The sequence below is a fragment of the Mesorhizobium sp. CO1-1-11 genome (assembly GCF_020164995.1).
GTDB classification, from domain to species: Bacteria; Pseudomonadota; Alphaproteobacteria; order Rhizobiales; family Rhizobiaceae; genus Mesorhizobium; species Mesorhizobium australicum.
Genome location: NZ_JAIUHE010000019.1, coordinates 99,301 through 113,851 on the forward strand (window position 1 = coordinate 99,301; position 14,551 = coordinate 113,851).

Sequence of the window (14,551 nt, forward strand, 5' to 3'; positions counted from 1 at the left end):
CCGAAGCGTGGGTATCCTGGGGGATGGGGCAGACGACGATACTCATGGGCCAGTAACGATGCTTCTGGAGCGGCAGGCGCAACTTGATCAGTTGGAGGAACTGCTCGCGGCGGCGGCGCGCGGTCGCGGCCGCGTGGCGGCATTGCTGGGCGAGGCCGGCGCCGGCAAGACGGCACTCGTCGAGGCGTTCGTAAGCGGTGTTGGGCAGCACGTTTCCATATTCCGCAGCGCCTGCGAGGATCTGTCGATCCCCGATCCGCTGGGACCGCTCTACGATCTGGCCCGGGATGCGCAGTGGGCACTGCCCCGGGCGATCGATGACCGGCAAGGCCAGCGGCTGCCCCTGTTTTCAGACGCTCTCGAGGTTTTCGAGGCGAGGTCTCGGCCGGGCCTGCTGGTCATCGAGGATATGCACTGGGCCGACGACGCGACCCTGGATTTCGTCCGTTTCCTGGGCCGACGCATCGCCAACACGCATATGCTGGTGCTGTTCACGGCACGCACCGACCGCAGCGAAGGGCAGATGCGCGCGCGTCGGGTGCTCGGTGAAATTCCGGCCGCCAACGTCCAGCGTATCGAAGTGCCGCTGCTTAGCGAAGCGGCGGTGTTGTCGCTTGCCGAAGCCGCCAACCGCGACGGCAGCGCAATCTATCGCGCCACCGCGGGCAACGCCTTCTTCGTCACCGAGTTGCTGGCTGCCGAAAGCGAGATGATCCCGCCGGCCAGCGTCCGCGACGCTGTGCTGGCGCGTGCCGAGCGCCTGTCGCCGGGCGGGCGCTCTATGCTCGACGCGGTGTCGGTGTTTCCACGCCGCGCCGATGTCTGGGCGCTGCGCGGCCTCTGTGGTGTCGCCAGCGCAGGCCAACTGGCGGAATGTGTCTCGAACGGCCTGCTCGACGATCTCGGCGATGGCTATGCCTTCCGCCACGAGATCGCCCGTCGCGCCGTCGAGATGGCGCTGACGCCAAGCCATCGGCGCGAATTCAACCAGCGCGCGCTTTCCGCACTGCAGGAAAACGCCGAGGTGGCTACGGCAAGACTTGTCCACCATGCGGTGGAGGCCCAGAATTTGGAAGCGGTGCGCGAGCTTGCCCCGCTTGCGGCGCGCGAGGCTTCCCGCGTCGGCGCGCATCGCGATGCGGCCGGCTATTACGAGGTCGCCCTGCGGCACGCCGACAGCCTGCCTATGGGCGACCGGGCGAGGCTTTACGAAGGCTATGCCTTTGAATGCCATCTGATCGGCCGCATCGATATGGCCATCGAGGCGCAGGGCCAGGCGCGGCGGTTGCAGCAGGCGTTGGGCGACACGCTCAGGGAGGGCGACAGCCTCAGATGCCTGTCGCGCTTCGCCTATCTGGTGGGTGACCGAGAACAGGCGGACCTGTTCGGGGCACAGGCGGTGGAATTGCTGGAACAGGCGCCGGCCAGTCCGGAGCTTGCCATGGCCTATTCCAATCTCTCGCAGCTGGCGATGCTGGCCGAGAAGCTCGACGAGACGCTGCTGCTCGGCTGCAAGGCAGTCGGTTTGGCCGAACGGTTGAACAAGCCGGAGATAGTCTGTCATGCGCTCAACAATCTTGGCTCCGCCGAGCAGTGGCTTGACCTGGCCAAGGGCCGTCTGCACCTCGCCCGCAGCCTTGACATCGCGCTCGGGCAGAATTTCCAGGAGCACGCCGCACGCGGCTTCACCAATTGCGCCTGCGCCGAAATGAACCAGCTCGACCTTGTCCGGGCGCAATCCTTTCTCGACCGGGGCATCGCCTATTGCGTCGAGAATGACCTCGCGACCTGGCGCGACTATATGCGGGGCGTGCAGGCGCAATTGCTTTTGCGACGCGGCCTTTGGGACGATGCGGCCGCGATGGCTCACGACGTCATCGACGATAGTGCGACCACGGCCCTGGTGCGCTACCCATCCTTGGTCGCGCTGGCGAAATTGCGCATAAGACGAGGCGATCCGGCCGCGCCGTTGCTGGACGAAATGAAGCGGTTCCTAGACAAAGGAATGGAGCTGCAGCGGCTGGTCCCCTACACGGCGTCGATGGCCGAACTGGCATGGCTCGGGCAAGGCGACACCGAAGAGGCACTTCGCCTGATCGACCTGGCCGAAAGCCTGTCGCCGACGAGGGCAATGTTCGCCGAGTTGGCCGTCTGGCGGCTGCTCTTGTCACCTGAAAGCAGTCCTGGCGACACGACCGGCATGGCGGAGCCCTATCGCCTGCTGCTCACCGGCGACTGGCGTGGTGCCGCGATGCTGTGGGCCCGGCTGGGCGCTCCGTTCGAACGGGCGCTCGCCCTGTTGTACGGCGACGAGCCGGCGCTGCGCCTGGCCCTGGACATATTCGAGGGGCTCGGTGCCCGGCCGGTGGCCCAGCACGTCCGCGCCGTCATGCGGCAGAATGGCGTCCATAACATTGCCAGGGGACCGCGGCAGAGCACACGCGCCAATCATGCTGGCCTGACGCTCCGCCAAATGGAGGTTCTGCACCTGATCGAGCGCGGTTTCTCCAATAAGAGAATCGCCGAGCACCTAACCATCTCCCCGAAGACCGTCGATCATCATGTCTCAGCGGTGCTGGGCAAGCTGGACGCCGTTTCGCGCGGCGAGGCAACCGCCGCGGCGCGCGATTCCGGGCTGATCTGACAATATGGGAGCCGCCCCCGGATCAGAAGTCCGGGGAACACCGATCCTGCAGGTCTTTACGCGAAAGTCCCGTGGCAGTGCTTGTATTTCTTGCCGGAGCCGCAGGGGCAGGCTTCGTTGCGGCCGACCTTGCCCCAGGTTGCGGGGTTGTTAGGGTCGCGGTCCTCGGGAGCGACGATGGCGGTGCTTTCCTGGCGTACCAGAAGGGCCGTTTCGCCGCCTTCGAAATCATTCTCGCCGGTGGTGCCGTCAATATGCGTGCCGAACATGTCGGGCGCTTCAGGCGGCGGCGCTTCGGCGGCCTGGCGGACCAGTTCGACGCGCATCAGCTGCGCGGTGACGGCCTGGCGCAGATTGCCGAGCATCGCCTGGAACAGCTCGAACGCCTCGCTCTTGTATTCCTGCAGCGGATCGCGCTGGGCGTAGCCGCGGAAGCCGACGACCGAACGCAGATGGTCGAGATTGACGATGTGCTCGCGCCACAGATGGTCGAGCGTCTGCAGCACCACGGAGCGCTCGACATAGTTCATCACCTCGGGACCGAAACGGTCGGCGCGTTCTTTTGCCGCGGCGTCGGCGGCTTGAGAGATGCGTTCGCGAATGTCGTCCTCGGCGATGCCTTCTTCCTTGACCCAGTCCTCGATCGGCAGGTCGAGATTGAGGAATTCGGCGACCTCGGCCTTCAGGCCGGCGACATCCCACTGTTCGGCATAGGCGTTTTCGGGAATGGCCTTGGCGACGATCTCGTCGATGACGCCCGCGCGCATCTCGCCGATGGTCTCCGAAAGGCCCTCGCCGTCCATCAGCTCGATGCGCTGCTCGAACACCACCTTGCGCTGGTCGTTGGAGACGTCGTCATATTTCAACAGGTTCTTGCGGATGTCGAAGTTGCGCGCCTCGACCTTCTTCTGCGCCTTTTCCAGCGCCTTGTTGATCCAGGGATGGATGATGGCCTCGTCTTCCTTGAGGCCGAGCTTCTGCAGCATGCCGTCCATGCGCTCGGAGCCGAAGATGCGCATCAGATCGTCCTGCAGCGACAGGAAGAATTTCGATCGACCGGGGTCGCCCTGGCGGCCAGAGCGGCCTCTGAGCTGATTGTCGATGCGGCGCGATTCATGGCGCTCGGTGGCAAGCACGTAGAGGCCGCCGGCGGCCAGCGCCTTTTCCTTCAGGCGCTCGACGTCGGCATTGATTTCCTTTTCGCGCGCTTCGCGTTCGGGGCCTTCCGGCATGTCGCCCAGCTCCTCGGCAATGCGCATCTCGGCATTGCCGCCAAGCTTGATGTCGGTACCGCGGCCGGCCATGTTGGTGGCGATGGTGATGGCGCCGGGCTTGCCTGCCTGGGCGACGATTGCCGCTTCCCGCTCGTGATGGCGGGCGTTCAGAACCTCGAAATCCGTGAAGCCTTCCTTGCGCAGGCGCTCGGCCAACTGCTCGGACTTTTCGATTGAGGTCGTGCCGACCAGTGTCGGCTGGCCCTTGGCGCTGGCTTCGCGGATCTCCCTGACGATCGCCTTGTACTTCTCCTCGACCGTCCGGTAGACCTCGTCGTCCTCGTCCTTGCGGATGACCGGCAGGTTGGTCGGGATCTCGGTGACTTCGAGACCGTAGATGTTGCCGAATTCCTCGGCTTCGGTCAGCGCCGTGCCGGTCATGCCGGAAAGCTTCTTGTAGAGGCGGAAGTAGTTCTGGAAGGTGACGGAAGCAAGCGTCTGGTTCTCCGGCTGGATCGCCACGTGTTCCTTGGCTTCAAGCGCCTGGTGCAGGCCTTCCGAATAGCGGCGGCCGGGCATCATGCGGCCGGTGAACTCGTCGATAATGACGATCTCGCCGTTGCGCACGATGTAGTCCTTGTCGCGCTGGAACAGCCGGTGCGCCTTCAGCGCGTTGTTGACGTGGTGGACGATGGCGACGTTCTCGACGTCGTAGAGCGACTCGCCCTTGAGCAGGTCGGCATCGCGCAGCATGTTCTCCAGCTTCTCGGTGCCTTCCTCGGTGAAGATCGAGGTCTTCTGCTTCTCGTCGATCTCATAATCCTGCGGCTGCAGCTGGATGATGAAGGTGTCGATGGTGTTGTACATTTCCGAACGGTCCTCGAGCGGACCGGAAATGATCAGCGGCGTGCGCGCTTCGTCGACCAGAATGGAATCGACCTCGTCGACGATCGCGTAATTGTGACCGCGCTGCACCATCTGGGCGCGCTCGTACTTCATGTTGTCGCGCAGATAGTCGAAGCCGAGCTCATTGTTGGTGGCGTAGGTGACATCGGAGGCGTAGGCGACGCGACGCTCCTCGTCCGACAGGCCATGGACGATGACGCCGACCGAGAGGCCGAGGAACTTGTAGACGCGGCCCATCCATTCGGAGTCGCGGGTGGCGAGGTAGTCGTTGACGGTAACGACATGGACGCCGTTGCCGGCGAGCGCGTTGAGATAGACCGGCAGCGTCGCGACCAGGGTCTTGCCCTCGCCGGTGCGCATCTCGGCGATGCCGCCATTGTGCAGCACCATGCCGCCGATCAGCTGGACGTCGAAGGGGCGCATGCCAAGCACGCGGCGCGCGGCCTCGCGGGCGGTTGCGAAGGCTGGGATCAGCAGATCGTCGAGGCTGGCGCCGTTGGCGATATCCTGGCGAAATTTTTCCGTGCGGCCGGCAAGCTCGGCATCGGAGAGCGCCCGCATCTCGTTTTCCATGGCGTTGATCGCCTCGACACGGGGGCGGGTCGATTTGACCCGACGGTCGTTGGAGGAACCGAAAACCTTACGGGCGAGACCGCCGAGACTGACCATCCAATGGTCCTTTCGATAGAATTCTCAATCTTGAGACAGGCGCCGGGCGGCCCCATCACATCCACGTGAACGCACCGCCTGAATACGGGCAAACACAAAAAGCGCCCGGAAAACGGTTCTGGACGCCAAGTCGATGGACAGATAAGAGGGGGCTCAACTGATGTCAACGCCGCGCTGGCCCTGCCGGTCGCGCCAAATTCCGCCACAATCTGGCTGATCTGGAAGCCACCCTCCCTACAATCCCTGACCGGAGTCATCCTTATGTCCTTGTTGTTCAGCCGTGCGTCGCTTGCCAGCCTTGGCCTGGCCCTCGGCCTGTCGGCTCTTTGCCTGTCGCCTGTCACGGCGCAGGAGACCGCTCCCGCTCCGGCCGCCCCCGCCGCGCCGGCGGATGCGGCTGCCCCGGTCGCGGCGCCGGTCGACCCGAATGCGGTGATCGCCACCGTCAACGGCCAGCCCTTGACCGAAGCCGATCTGGTGCTTGCCGAAGGCGAGCTGTCGCAGCAGTTCGCGCAGTTGCCGCCCGAGCAGCGCCGCGCCGCGGCACTTTCGGCGGCCATCGAAATCCGCGTCATGGCAGCCAAGGCGGTCACCGACGGTCTCGACAAGGATCCTGACTTCCAGCGCCGCATGGCTTTCCTGCAGCAGCGCGCCCTGCATGGCGAGATGGTCGAGAAGGGTGTGGTCGACAAGGTCACCGACGCCGAGGTTCGCGCCCGCTACGACCAGGAAATCGCCAACACGCCGCCGGTCAACGAGGTGCATGCCCGTCACATCCTCGTGAAGACGAAGGAAGAGGCCGAGGCGATCATCAAGCAGCTCGACGGCGGCGGTGATTTCCAGAAGCTCGCCAACGAGCACACCAGCGATCCCTCGGGCAAGTCCAATGGCGGCGATCTCGGCTGGTTCGGACCTGGCCAGATGGTGCCGGAGTTCGACAAGGCGGCCTTCGCGCTCGAGGTCGGCAAATACACCAAGGAGCCGGTGCAGACGCAGTTCGGCTGGCATGTCATCAAGCTCGAGGACAAGCGCGCCAAGCAGCCGCCGGCCTTCGACGACGTCAAGAACCAGGCCAAGCAGGCGGTCATCCGCGACAAGTATTTCGCGCTGGTCAAGTCGCTTCGCGCTGGCGCCAAGGTTGAGATCCCCGACGCCAATCTGAAGAAGGCCGTCGACACGCTGGAAAGCGCCAAGTAGGACGCAATCGCGAAGGCGCGGCGAGTGATTGCTCGCCGCGCCTATTTTTTTGCCGTTTTTTAGCGCCTGGGCGTGACGATGCCTCGCGTGACATAGCCAACAGCGGTTCGTATCGTGGCTTCATTCACGTCGAGGCGGTTGGTCAAAAGATGCTTCCAGGCGAAGGACCCGATCAGATCGGCGACCACCTCTGAATCGATATCGTCGGCAATTTCACCCCTTGCCTTGGCGCGGTCCACGATCTGGCTGTTGTGAGTCCGGCGCCCCGTGGCATAGCCGGCGAGCGCCGCGCCGGCGGTCTCGTCCGATTGCGCCTCGGCAATCAGCGACCTGTACACGCTGCCCGAAGGCGTGTCGCGCCAATGCGCGAACAGGTTTTTCAGGAAGCCGACGAGGTCTTCTTCCAAGCTTCCGCTGTCTGGGATGTCGACGCGTTTCTGGCGCTGATAGACTTCGAGCAGCAATGCCGCCTTGCTTGGCCACCAGCGATAGATGGTCGGCTTGCCGGCGCGCGCGCGGCGCGCCACGGCCTCGATCGAGAAGCCGGCATAGCCGCCTTCGACCAGCACTGCCTCGGCCGCCTCCAGGATGGCGTCCGCGCTGTCGGGATTGCGCCGCGCACCGATCGATCTGCGCGCCGTATCCGCCTCCTCGGCCATGCCTTTCGTCCTCGTTTCAATTCGCTGGCAATGATAAGTGATCCCGCCTGCCCAATGTGGAAGATCATAGCGCCACGGACCCCGGCGACGCCAACAGATTTGAAATGCAAGCTTGATCCTGAACGGGTTTGCCCTCCGCGGGAGCGACGAAAACGCGCTTGCACCGGCTCGCCGTATCGGGCAAACCGGCCTTCCCTTGCGATTTTCCCGCCCGAGGTCTGAATGTCCACGACGATTTCCCCGCTTGCGCCGAAGAAATACCCCAAAATGCCAGAAATCGAAGGGGTGCGCATCGCCACCGCCGAAGCAGGGATAAAGTACAAGGGCCGCACCGACCTGCTGGCCATGGTGTTCGATGCAGGCACCGCGGTCGCCGGCGTGTTCACCAGGTCGAAATGTCCCTCGGCGCCGGTTGATTTCTGCCGCCAGAACCTTGGCTCGGGCAAGGCGCGGGTGCTGGTCGTCAATTCCGGCAACGCCAACGCCTTCACCGGGCAGAAGGGCCGCGAATCCACCGCGCTGACGGGCGAAGCGGCGGCGAAGGCCGCGGGCTGCACGGCAGGCGAGGTTTTCCTGGCCTCGACCGGCGTCATCGGCGAACCGCTCGACACGGCCAAGTTCAGCCATCTGCTCGCCGGGCTGGTCAGCGACGGCAAGCCGGACCTGTGGACAGAGGCGGCAAAGGCCATCATGACCACGGATACGTATCCGAAAGTGGCGACGGCGACGGTCAAGCTCGGCGACGCCGATGTGACCATCAATGGCATTTCCAAAGGCGCCGGCATGATCGCGCCCGACATGGCGACGATGCTGTCCTTCATCGCCACCGACGCGCCGATCGCGGCTCCTGCCCTGCAGGACCTGTTGTCGCGCGGCACGGCCAAGACGTTCAATGCTGTCACCGTCGACAGCGATACCTCGACCAGCGACACGCTGCTGTTGTTTGCCACCGGCAAGGCGGCAAAGCGCGGCGCGCCCGAGATCACCGATCCCAGGGACGCCCGCCTTGGCCAGTTCCGCCGGGCGCTCGGCAAGGTGCTGAAGTCGCTGGCGTTGCAGGTGGTGCGCGACGGCGAGGGCGCCCGCAAGCAGGTCGAGGTCACCGTCACCGGGGCCAAGTCGGCCCGCTCGGCCAAACGCATCGCGCTGTCGATCGCCAATTCGCCGCTGGTCAAGACGGCGGTCGCCGGCGAGGACGCCAATTGGGGCCGCGTCGTCATGGCCGTCGGCAAGGCCGGCGAGCCCGCGGATCGCGACCGGCTGTCGATCTGGTTCGGCGACAACAGGCTGGCGCATGAGGGTGAGCGCGACCCCAGCTATTCGGAAGAAAAGACCTCGGCCTATATGAAGCGCGACGACATCCGCATCCGCGCCGATATCGGCATCGGCCGCGGCAAGGCGACAGTGTGGACCTGCGATCTCACCAAGGAATATGTCGCCATCAATGGCGACTACCGGAGCTGATCGCCTTGGTTTCGCGTCATCCCGCAAGCATGCTCGCGACCGTGCGCCGCTATGAGGCGGCCGGCTTTCGCGCCTGGCCCGCGGCCGCCGTCCACTATGACGGCACCTGGGTGGTGCGCCTGACCGCCGGTCATCCGGCCAAGCGGCTGAACTCGGTCAATCCGCTCGATCCCGGCGACATCCAGCACATCGCCGACCGCATCGGCCGCGCGAGCCGCCGTTTCGACGCGTACGGCCGGCCGCTGACGTTCCGCATGTCGCCATTGTCGGGTCCCGATCTTGCCAGTCATCTCGACAAGGAGGGCTGGAGTCGGTTCGACGAATCGCTGGTCATGCGGCTGCCGCTGGCCGACGCGCAGCTCGACGCCGCCATGGACCAGATCCCGCTCAAGGACATCAGCCGCTTCATCGGCGCATTGCTCAAGGTCAGCGGCTCGGACGTGTCGCTGCGGCCGGGCCTGTCGGAGATCATCGGCGCTATCCAGCCTGAAGCCGGGCTGTTCGCACTCGAGGATGGGACGGAGCCGCTGGCGACGCTGATCTGCGTGCATGACGGCGATCTGGCCGGCCTGTTCGAGGTCGCTACCGACAAGGCGGCGCGCAACAAGGGCCACGGCCGCAACCTGATCCTGTCGGCGCTGAAATGGGCGAGGCTGCGCGGCGCACGGGAAGCCTGGCTGCAGGTCGAGGCTGGCAACGCGCCGGCGCTGGCGCTCTACCGCGCGCTCGGCTTCGAGGAAGTCTATCGCTACCACTACCGCCGGCCCGCTGTTCATGGGTGAAATCGGGCATGAATGATGTGCAATCCAGCGGCAAGCGCCTGCTTCTGGTCGCCGCTTGCGCGCTGGTCGATGCCGATGGTCGGGTGCTGCTGGCGCAGCGGCCGCAAGGCAAGCAACTCGCAGGCCTGTGGGAGTTTCCCGGCGGCAAGGTCGAGGCCGGCGAGACGCCGGAACAATGCCTTATCCGTGAACTGCAGGAGGAGATCGGTATCGAGACCGAGATCCCATGCCTGGCGCCGCTGACCTTCGCCAGCCATTCCTATGACGACTTCCACTTGCTGATGCCGCTTTTTGTCTGCCGCCGCTTCCGCGGCATCGCCCAGCCGAGGGAAGGGCAGGCGCTGAAATGGGTGCGGCCCAAACAGATGCGCGACTATCCGATGCCGCCGGCCGATGCGCCACTGATCCCCTTCCTGATCGATCTCCTTTGAGGATCTGGTTGGACCACCGTCCATATCAGCCAGCGTTAATGGAAGATTTATCTCATCATGAAAAATTGATGCATGGCCGTTTTTCGTGCGGCCGCCGCCATTTCGCTGGGGAGCGATAGAATGAGCCTGGACAGGGATTGGGATTCGATCCGGCCCGAGCGCGGCTTTCGTGTCGCTGATGCGGGCATGGGCGTCCTGCGCCTCACGCTGCTGTTCGGATCGGCCGCCGTGGCGCTGGCGTTGATCGCGACCCCTTTCCTCGACAACCAGGCGCGTTCGCAAACGGCCCGAGACGGTTTCCCCGGCCTGGACATGACGGCTACCGGTTCGATCAGCCATCGCAGCACCTATACGGTACGCCGCAGCGTGCTGCAGGCCGATCCAGGAGGCGTCTGCATTATCCGTTCCGATGGCAAAAGCAGTGGCGACTGCTGACCAGGCCAGGACATTTCCGACGGTCGGCGACTTCACCGCCTGTTAAGCCTTTGCCGTTAACCTTTCTTAACAGGTCCGCGGTAAAGTTTCCGCAACGGGGATCGAGGTCATGAAAACAGTGCTGCTGCGTTTTCTGAAGGACGAAAACGGCGCCACGGTCGTCGAATATGGTCTGATTATCGCCGTGCTGTCGCTGACGATCATCGGCGGTATCGGCCAGGTCTTCAACTCGCTGACCTGGCTGTTCAGCGACAACTCCAGCAGGCTTGCCAACGCCTTTGCGCAATGAGGCTGGTGCCTGCGAACAGGTCAATGCCCATCAGGTCCCTCCAGTATAGTCTTCAGCGAAACCTTGGCTGAACCGGGTTTCAGCGGCTTTTGCTGCGATGCATCGGGCGCCCAGCCGGACATCCAGACCGTCGAGAAGCTTGCCCTGATACGACCGTCGGGGTCGGAAAAGCGTTCGGCGTAGATTTCCGCGGCGCGGGCAAACAGCTGGCGCGTGCCCGGCCGCCGGCTGCGATCGGCCAGCGCGCTGGTTTCGCCCATGGCACGCAGATCCGCCATCAGGGCAAACAGGTTGGCATAGCGCACCGTCACCGTCTCGACGTCGGCGACCGGCAGCGCGAAACCGGCGCGCTGCAGCAACGCACCGGCATCGCGTACGTCGGTGAACGGGATGACGCGAGGGCTGACGCCGCCGTAGAGCTCTGTCTCGGCGGCAAGCAGGCTTTCGCGCAGTTCCGCAAGCGTGCCGGCGCCTGCGAAGGCGCCGAGGAAAAGTCCGTCCGGCCGCAGCGCGCGACGGATCTGGATCAACATGCCCGGGATGTCGTTCATCGCCTGCAGCGACAAAAGCGATACCACCAGATCAAGACTTTGCGGCTCGAACGGGACGGTCTCCGGCGGTGCAATCAGGCCGGCGGCACCGTTCAGGAAAGCCGCGGCCGTCTCTACACGGGCGAGATCCGCCACCTTGCCGCTCCGCGCAAGGACATCGGCCGCGGCCGATGTCTGGCAAAACAGCACCGCCGCCTTGGCGAACTTTCGCTCGACGGCGCCCAGCCGGTCGGCGAGATCCTCGGCGGCACGGCGCATGAGGAAGTCGGCGCCGTCAACCGGATGGATGAGCGCGCGCCGCTTGTGCGCCAGCCACAGAGAGGTGTCCATTATAGGCTGCAAGGGATTGATCCTTGTATGTCGGCGCCCTGATATGGTTGGTATGGTGGTGCCGAGCAACCAATCACGTGGCCGATCCGATGCCCAAGATCAAGTCCGTCGAGATCGGTAAGCTAGCCGGGTCTGCTGCCCGGTCGGCTCTGGGCTGGCCGGCGCGCATCCTGTTTCCGCCGGTCTGCGCCGGTTGCCGCCGGCAGGTCTCGCAGCCCGGTGTGTTGTGCGGCGGCTGCTGGCCGAAGCTGCGGCTGCTGGAGCGGCCCTGGTGTCCGGTGATGGGCACGCCGTTCACCCATCACATGGGCGATGGTTTTCTGTCGGCGGAGGCGATCGCGGATCCGCCTCCCTTCGAACGGGCACGGGCCGCGGTCGTCTACTCCGGCGTTGCCCGCCAGATGGTGCAAGGGCTGAAATACCAGGACCGCACGGATCTCGCACCCTGGATGGCGCGCTGGATGGTTCGTGTGGGCGCCGAGCTCATCGCCGACGCGGATGTGGTGGTACCGGTGCCGCTGCATTGGCGCCGTTTTTTCAGGCGGCGGTTCAATCAATCGGCGGAACTGGCGCGCGCGGTTTGCGAGCTCAGCGGGCTGCCTTTCTCGCCCTCCGCCATGCGGCGCGTGAAACTCACCCGCCAGCAGGTCGGACTGGAGCGGCAGGAGCGCGAGGAAAACGTACGCGCCGCCTTTCGCGTGCCGGCAGAGGCCGAGATCGAGATTGCCGGCCGCAGGGTGCTTCTGATCGACGATGTCTACACCACCGGCGCCACCGTGCGTGCCGCCACCAAGGCGCTGAAAAGGGGAGGTGCGGCCGCCGTCGACGTGCTGACCTTTGCCCGTGTGTTGCCGGGGGACTTCCGGGCGGACGAGTCCGTGACTATATAAGTCGGCAACGGAAGCGGAATTCGTCATGGTCGATGTCACGATCTATACGCGCATGATGTGCGGCTACTGCACGGCGGCCAAGCGGTTGCTGGAGCGCAAAGGCGTCGCCTATACCGAGCACGACGCTTCCTTCTCTCCGGAACTGCGCCAGGAGATGATGTCGCGAGCTCACGGGCGCACGACCTTTCCGCAGATTTTCATAGGCGACACACATGTCGGTGGCTGCGACGACCTCCATGATCTGGAGGCAGAAGGCCGACTGGACAAACTGCTCGCCAACGGCTCGTCGATTTGAGGGTATGACAATGGGTGTTTTCAAGGCGGCGGCAGTGCAGATGCGTTCAGGCGAGAGCCCCGAGCGCAATGCGGCCGATATGGAGCGGCTGGTGCGCGAGGCCGCGGGCCAGGGCGCGACCTATATCCAGACGCCGGAGATGACCGGTGCACTGATCCGCGACAAGGAAGCGCGTGCCGCCTCCTTCACCTCGCAGGACAAGGACATCGTTGTCGCAACCGCGCGGAAGCTCGCCAGTGAGCTCGGCATCTTCCTGCACGTCGGCTCGACCGCCATACTGCGCGCCGACGGCAAGCTCGCCAACCGCGCGCTCCTGTTCGGACCCGATGGCGCGACGCTCGCCACCTACGACAAGATCCACATGTTCGACGTCGACCTCGATAACGGCGAAAGCTGGCGCGAATCCGCCGCCTATGAGCCGGGGACCGAAGCCGTCGTTATTCCGATCAACGATGCGAAACTAGGCTTTGCCGTCTGCTACGACCTGCGTTTTCCGCAATTGTTCCGTGCCGAAGCGATGGCCGGCGCCGAGGTGCTGACCGTGCCCGCGGCCTTCACCCGCCAGACCGGCGAGGCGCATTGGCATGTGCTGCTCAGGGCACGCGCCATTGAGAACGGCGCCTATGTCGTCGCCGCCGCGCAAGGCGGCCTGCACGAGGACGGCCGCGAGACCTATGGGCATTCGCTGATCGTCGATCCGTGGGGCCGCATCATCGCCGAAGCCGCGCATGACGAGCCAGCGGTGATTGTCGCGGAGATCGACCCGGCGCAGTCGCTTGCCGCGCGCAAGAAGATCCCCAATCTCAGGAATGCGCGGGATTTCACCATCAATACCGGCGAGGGGCCGCGTCTCAGGGGCGCCGCATCTTGATCCGCTTTTCCCTGATCTGCGAAAACGAGCATGAGTTCGAGGGTTGGTTTCGCAGCAATGACGATTTCGACACGCAGAAGAAGCGCGGTTTTGTCGATTGCCCCAGCTGCGGCTCGCACAAGGTCGAGAAGGCGCTGATGGCCCCGGCCGTTTCCACGGCCCGCAAGCAGGAAACCATAGCGCTTGCCATGGGCGAGGCGCAGAAGCAGGCGCTGGCGCAGCTGAAGGCGATGGCCGAGAAGGTGCGCGAAAACGCCGACTATGTCGGCGACAAGTTCGCCGAGGAAGCGCGCAAGATCCATTTCGGCGAAACCGATGCGCGCGGCATCTATGGCGAGGCGACGCTGGAAGAGGCCAAGAGCCTGGCCGAGGACGGCGTCGAGTTCATGCCGATCCCGGTGTTTCCGGACGACCGGAACTGAGCGATCAGCTCACGCTGCCGATCAATTTTTCCAGCAGGTGCGAAAGCGTTTCCCGTTCGGTCTGTGTCAGGCCGGACAGGATCTGATGCTCGTTCGCCACATGGGCCGCAACGGCCTCGTCGATCAAGGCGAGCCCCTTTTCGGTCAGCCGCACGACGATGCCGCGCCGATCGTTGGGGTGCGGTGCACGCAGGATCAATCCGGCCTTTTCCAACCGGTCGAGCCGGTTGGTCATGGCGCCTGATGTCACCATCGTCGCTTCATAGAGAGCGGTCGGCGTCAGCGCGTAAGGCGAGCCGGAGCGGCGCAGCGTCGCCAATACATCGAACTCTCCCGCCTGCAGTCCGAAACGGGCGAACAGCGGGGCGAGACGATCGCGTGCTATCAGCGAGGAGACCTCATTCAGACGCCCGATTACGGCCATCGGCGATACATCCAGGTCCGGCCGTTCCCGCTGCCATTGCTCGATGGCTTTCCCAGCGCGGTCCATCTATCTCACCAT

Annotated in this window: 15 protein-coding genes; 11 read left to right on the top strand and 4 right to left on the bottom strand. The window is 64.5% G+C overall.

The window, feature by feature from the left end:
• The first annotated feature begins 58 nt into the window (after positions 1-58).
• Positions 59-2,644 carry a helix-turn-helix transcriptional regulator gene (locus tag LB554_RS22065; protein ID WP_140720275.1) on the top strand — a complete coding sequence of 862 codons (2,586 nt, stop codon included), beginning with the start codon at positions 59-61 and terminating at the stop codon, positions 2,642-2,644.
• Positions 2,645-2,700: 56 nt separating this feature from the next.
• Here LB554_RS22065 and secA read toward each other — a convergent pair whose 3' ends face one another.
• Complete coding sequence (gene secA, locus LB554_RS22070; protein ID WP_015315583.1) at positions 2,701-5,433, bottom strand: preprotein translocase subunit SecA; 2,733 nt, start codon at positions 5,431-5,433, stop codon at positions 2,701-2,703.
• A gap of 261 nt (positions 5,434-5,694) precedes the next feature.
• Here secA and LB554_RS22075 point away from each other — a divergent pair, with 261 nt between their 5' ends.
• A complete protein-coding gene (locus LB554_RS22075; RefSeq protein WP_224586941.1) occupies positions 5,695-6,630 on the top strand; it encodes a peptidylprolyl isomerase in 936 nt (311 codons plus the stop codon).
• 59 nt (positions 6,631-6,689) lie between these two features.
• On the opposite strand, the gene LB554_RS22080 is transcribed toward LB554_RS22075, so the two are convergent.
• Positions 6,690-7,289 (bottom strand): TetR/AcrR family transcriptional regulator, encoded by a 600-nt coding sequence (locus LB554_RS22080; RefSeq protein ID WP_140713089.1) that lies wholly within the window; start codon positions 7,287-7,289, stop codon positions 6,690-6,692.
• A 222-nt stretch (positions 7,290-7,511) separates the two neighbouring features.
• Here LB554_RS22080 and argJ point away from each other — a divergent pair, with 222 nt between their 5' ends.
• The 5 genes from argJ to LB554_RS22105 all read left to right on the top strand — a co-directional run bounded on the left by argJ (position 7,512) and on the right by LB554_RS22105 (position 10,690).
• Positions 7,512-8,753 carry a bifunctional glutamate N-acetyltransferase/amino-acid acetyltransferase ArgJ gene (argJ, locus tag LB554_RS22085; RefSeq protein WP_140823952.1) on the top strand — a complete coding sequence of 414 codons (1,242 nt, stop codon included), beginning with the start codon at positions 7,512-7,514 and terminating at the stop codon, positions 8,751-8,753.
• Between the two features lie 29 nt (positions 8,754-8,782).
• A complete protein-coding gene (locus tag LB554_RS22090) occupies positions 8,783-9,535 on the top strand; it encodes a GNAT family N-acetyltransferase (protein ID WP_140616904.1) in 753 nt (250 codons plus the stop codon).
• 8 nt (positions 9,536-9,543) lie between these two features.
• Positions 9,544-9,966, top strand: a complete 423-nt coding sequence (locus LB554_RS22095) for a (deoxy)nucleoside triphosphate pyrophosphohydrolase (RefSeq protein WP_224586943.1) — start codon at positions 9,544-9,546, stop codon at positions 9,964-9,966.
• 120 nt (positions 9,967-10,086) lie between these two features.
• The gene (locus tag LB554_RS22100) at positions 10,087-10,401 is read left to right on the top strand and encodes a hypothetical protein (RefSeq protein ID WP_140787757.1); all 315 of its coding nucleotides are present in this window, start codon (positions 10,087-10,089) and stop codon (positions 10,399-10,401) included.
• 109 nt (positions 10,402-10,510) lie between these two features.
• Positions 10,511-10,690, top strand: coding sequence for a Flp family type IVb pilin (locus tag LB554_RS22105; RefSeq protein WP_140787759.1), 180 nt, complete (start codon positions 10,511-10,513; stop codon positions 10,688-10,690).
• Between the two features lie 20 nt (positions 10,691-10,710).
• Here LB554_RS22105 and LB554_RS22110 read toward each other — a convergent pair whose 3' ends face one another.
• On the bottom strand, positions 10,711-11,583 hold the full coding sequence (locus LB554_RS22110; RefSeq protein WP_224586945.1) for a methyltransferase domain-containing protein: 873 nt from the start codon (positions 11,581-11,583) through the stop codon (positions 10,711-10,713).
• Positions 11,584-11,648: 65 nt separating this feature from the next.
• Between LB554_RS22110 and LB554_RS22115 the strand changes: the two genes are divergently transcribed.
• From LB554_RS22115 to LB554_RS22130, 4 genes are read left to right on the top strand one after another with little or no spacing between them, the layout of a single operon-like run.
• Positions 11,649-12,461 carry a ComF family protein gene (locus tag LB554_RS22115; protein WP_224586946.1) on the top strand — a complete coding sequence of 271 codons (813 nt, stop codon included), beginning with the start codon at positions 11,649-11,651 and terminating at the stop codon, positions 12,459-12,461.
• A 25-nt stretch (positions 12,462-12,486) separates the two neighbouring features.
• Entirely contained in the window at positions 12,487-12,756 is a 270-nt protein-coding gene (gene grxC / locus LB554_RS22120; protein ID WP_127280365.1) for a glutaredoxin 3, read from the top strand.
• A gap of 10 nt (positions 12,757-12,766) precedes the next feature.
• On the top strand, positions 12,767-13,627 hold the full coding sequence (locus tag LB554_RS22125) for a carbon-nitrogen hydrolase family protein (protein ID WP_224586949.1): 861 nt from the start codon (positions 12,767-12,769) through the stop codon (positions 13,625-13,627).
• Positions 13,624-14,049 carry a DUF1178 family protein gene (locus LB554_RS22130; RefSeq protein WP_015315595.1) on the top strand — a complete coding sequence of 142 codons (426 nt, stop codon included), beginning with the start codon at positions 13,624-13,626 and terminating at the stop codon, positions 14,047-14,049. The genes LB554_RS22125 and LB554_RS22130 overlap by 4 nt, the downstream gene beginning before the upstream one ends.
• Positions 14,050-14,053: 4 nt before the next feature.
• Here the strand turns inward: LB554_RS22130 and LB554_RS22135 are convergent, their stop codons facing one another.
• Positions 14,054-14,539: a MarR family winged helix-turn-helix transcriptional regulator gene (locus tag LB554_RS22135; protein ID WP_015315596.1), complete on the bottom strand. Its 486-nt coding sequence runs from the start codon at positions 14,537-14,539 to the stop codon at positions 14,054-14,056.
• Positions 14,540-14,551 lie beyond the last annotated feature (12 nt).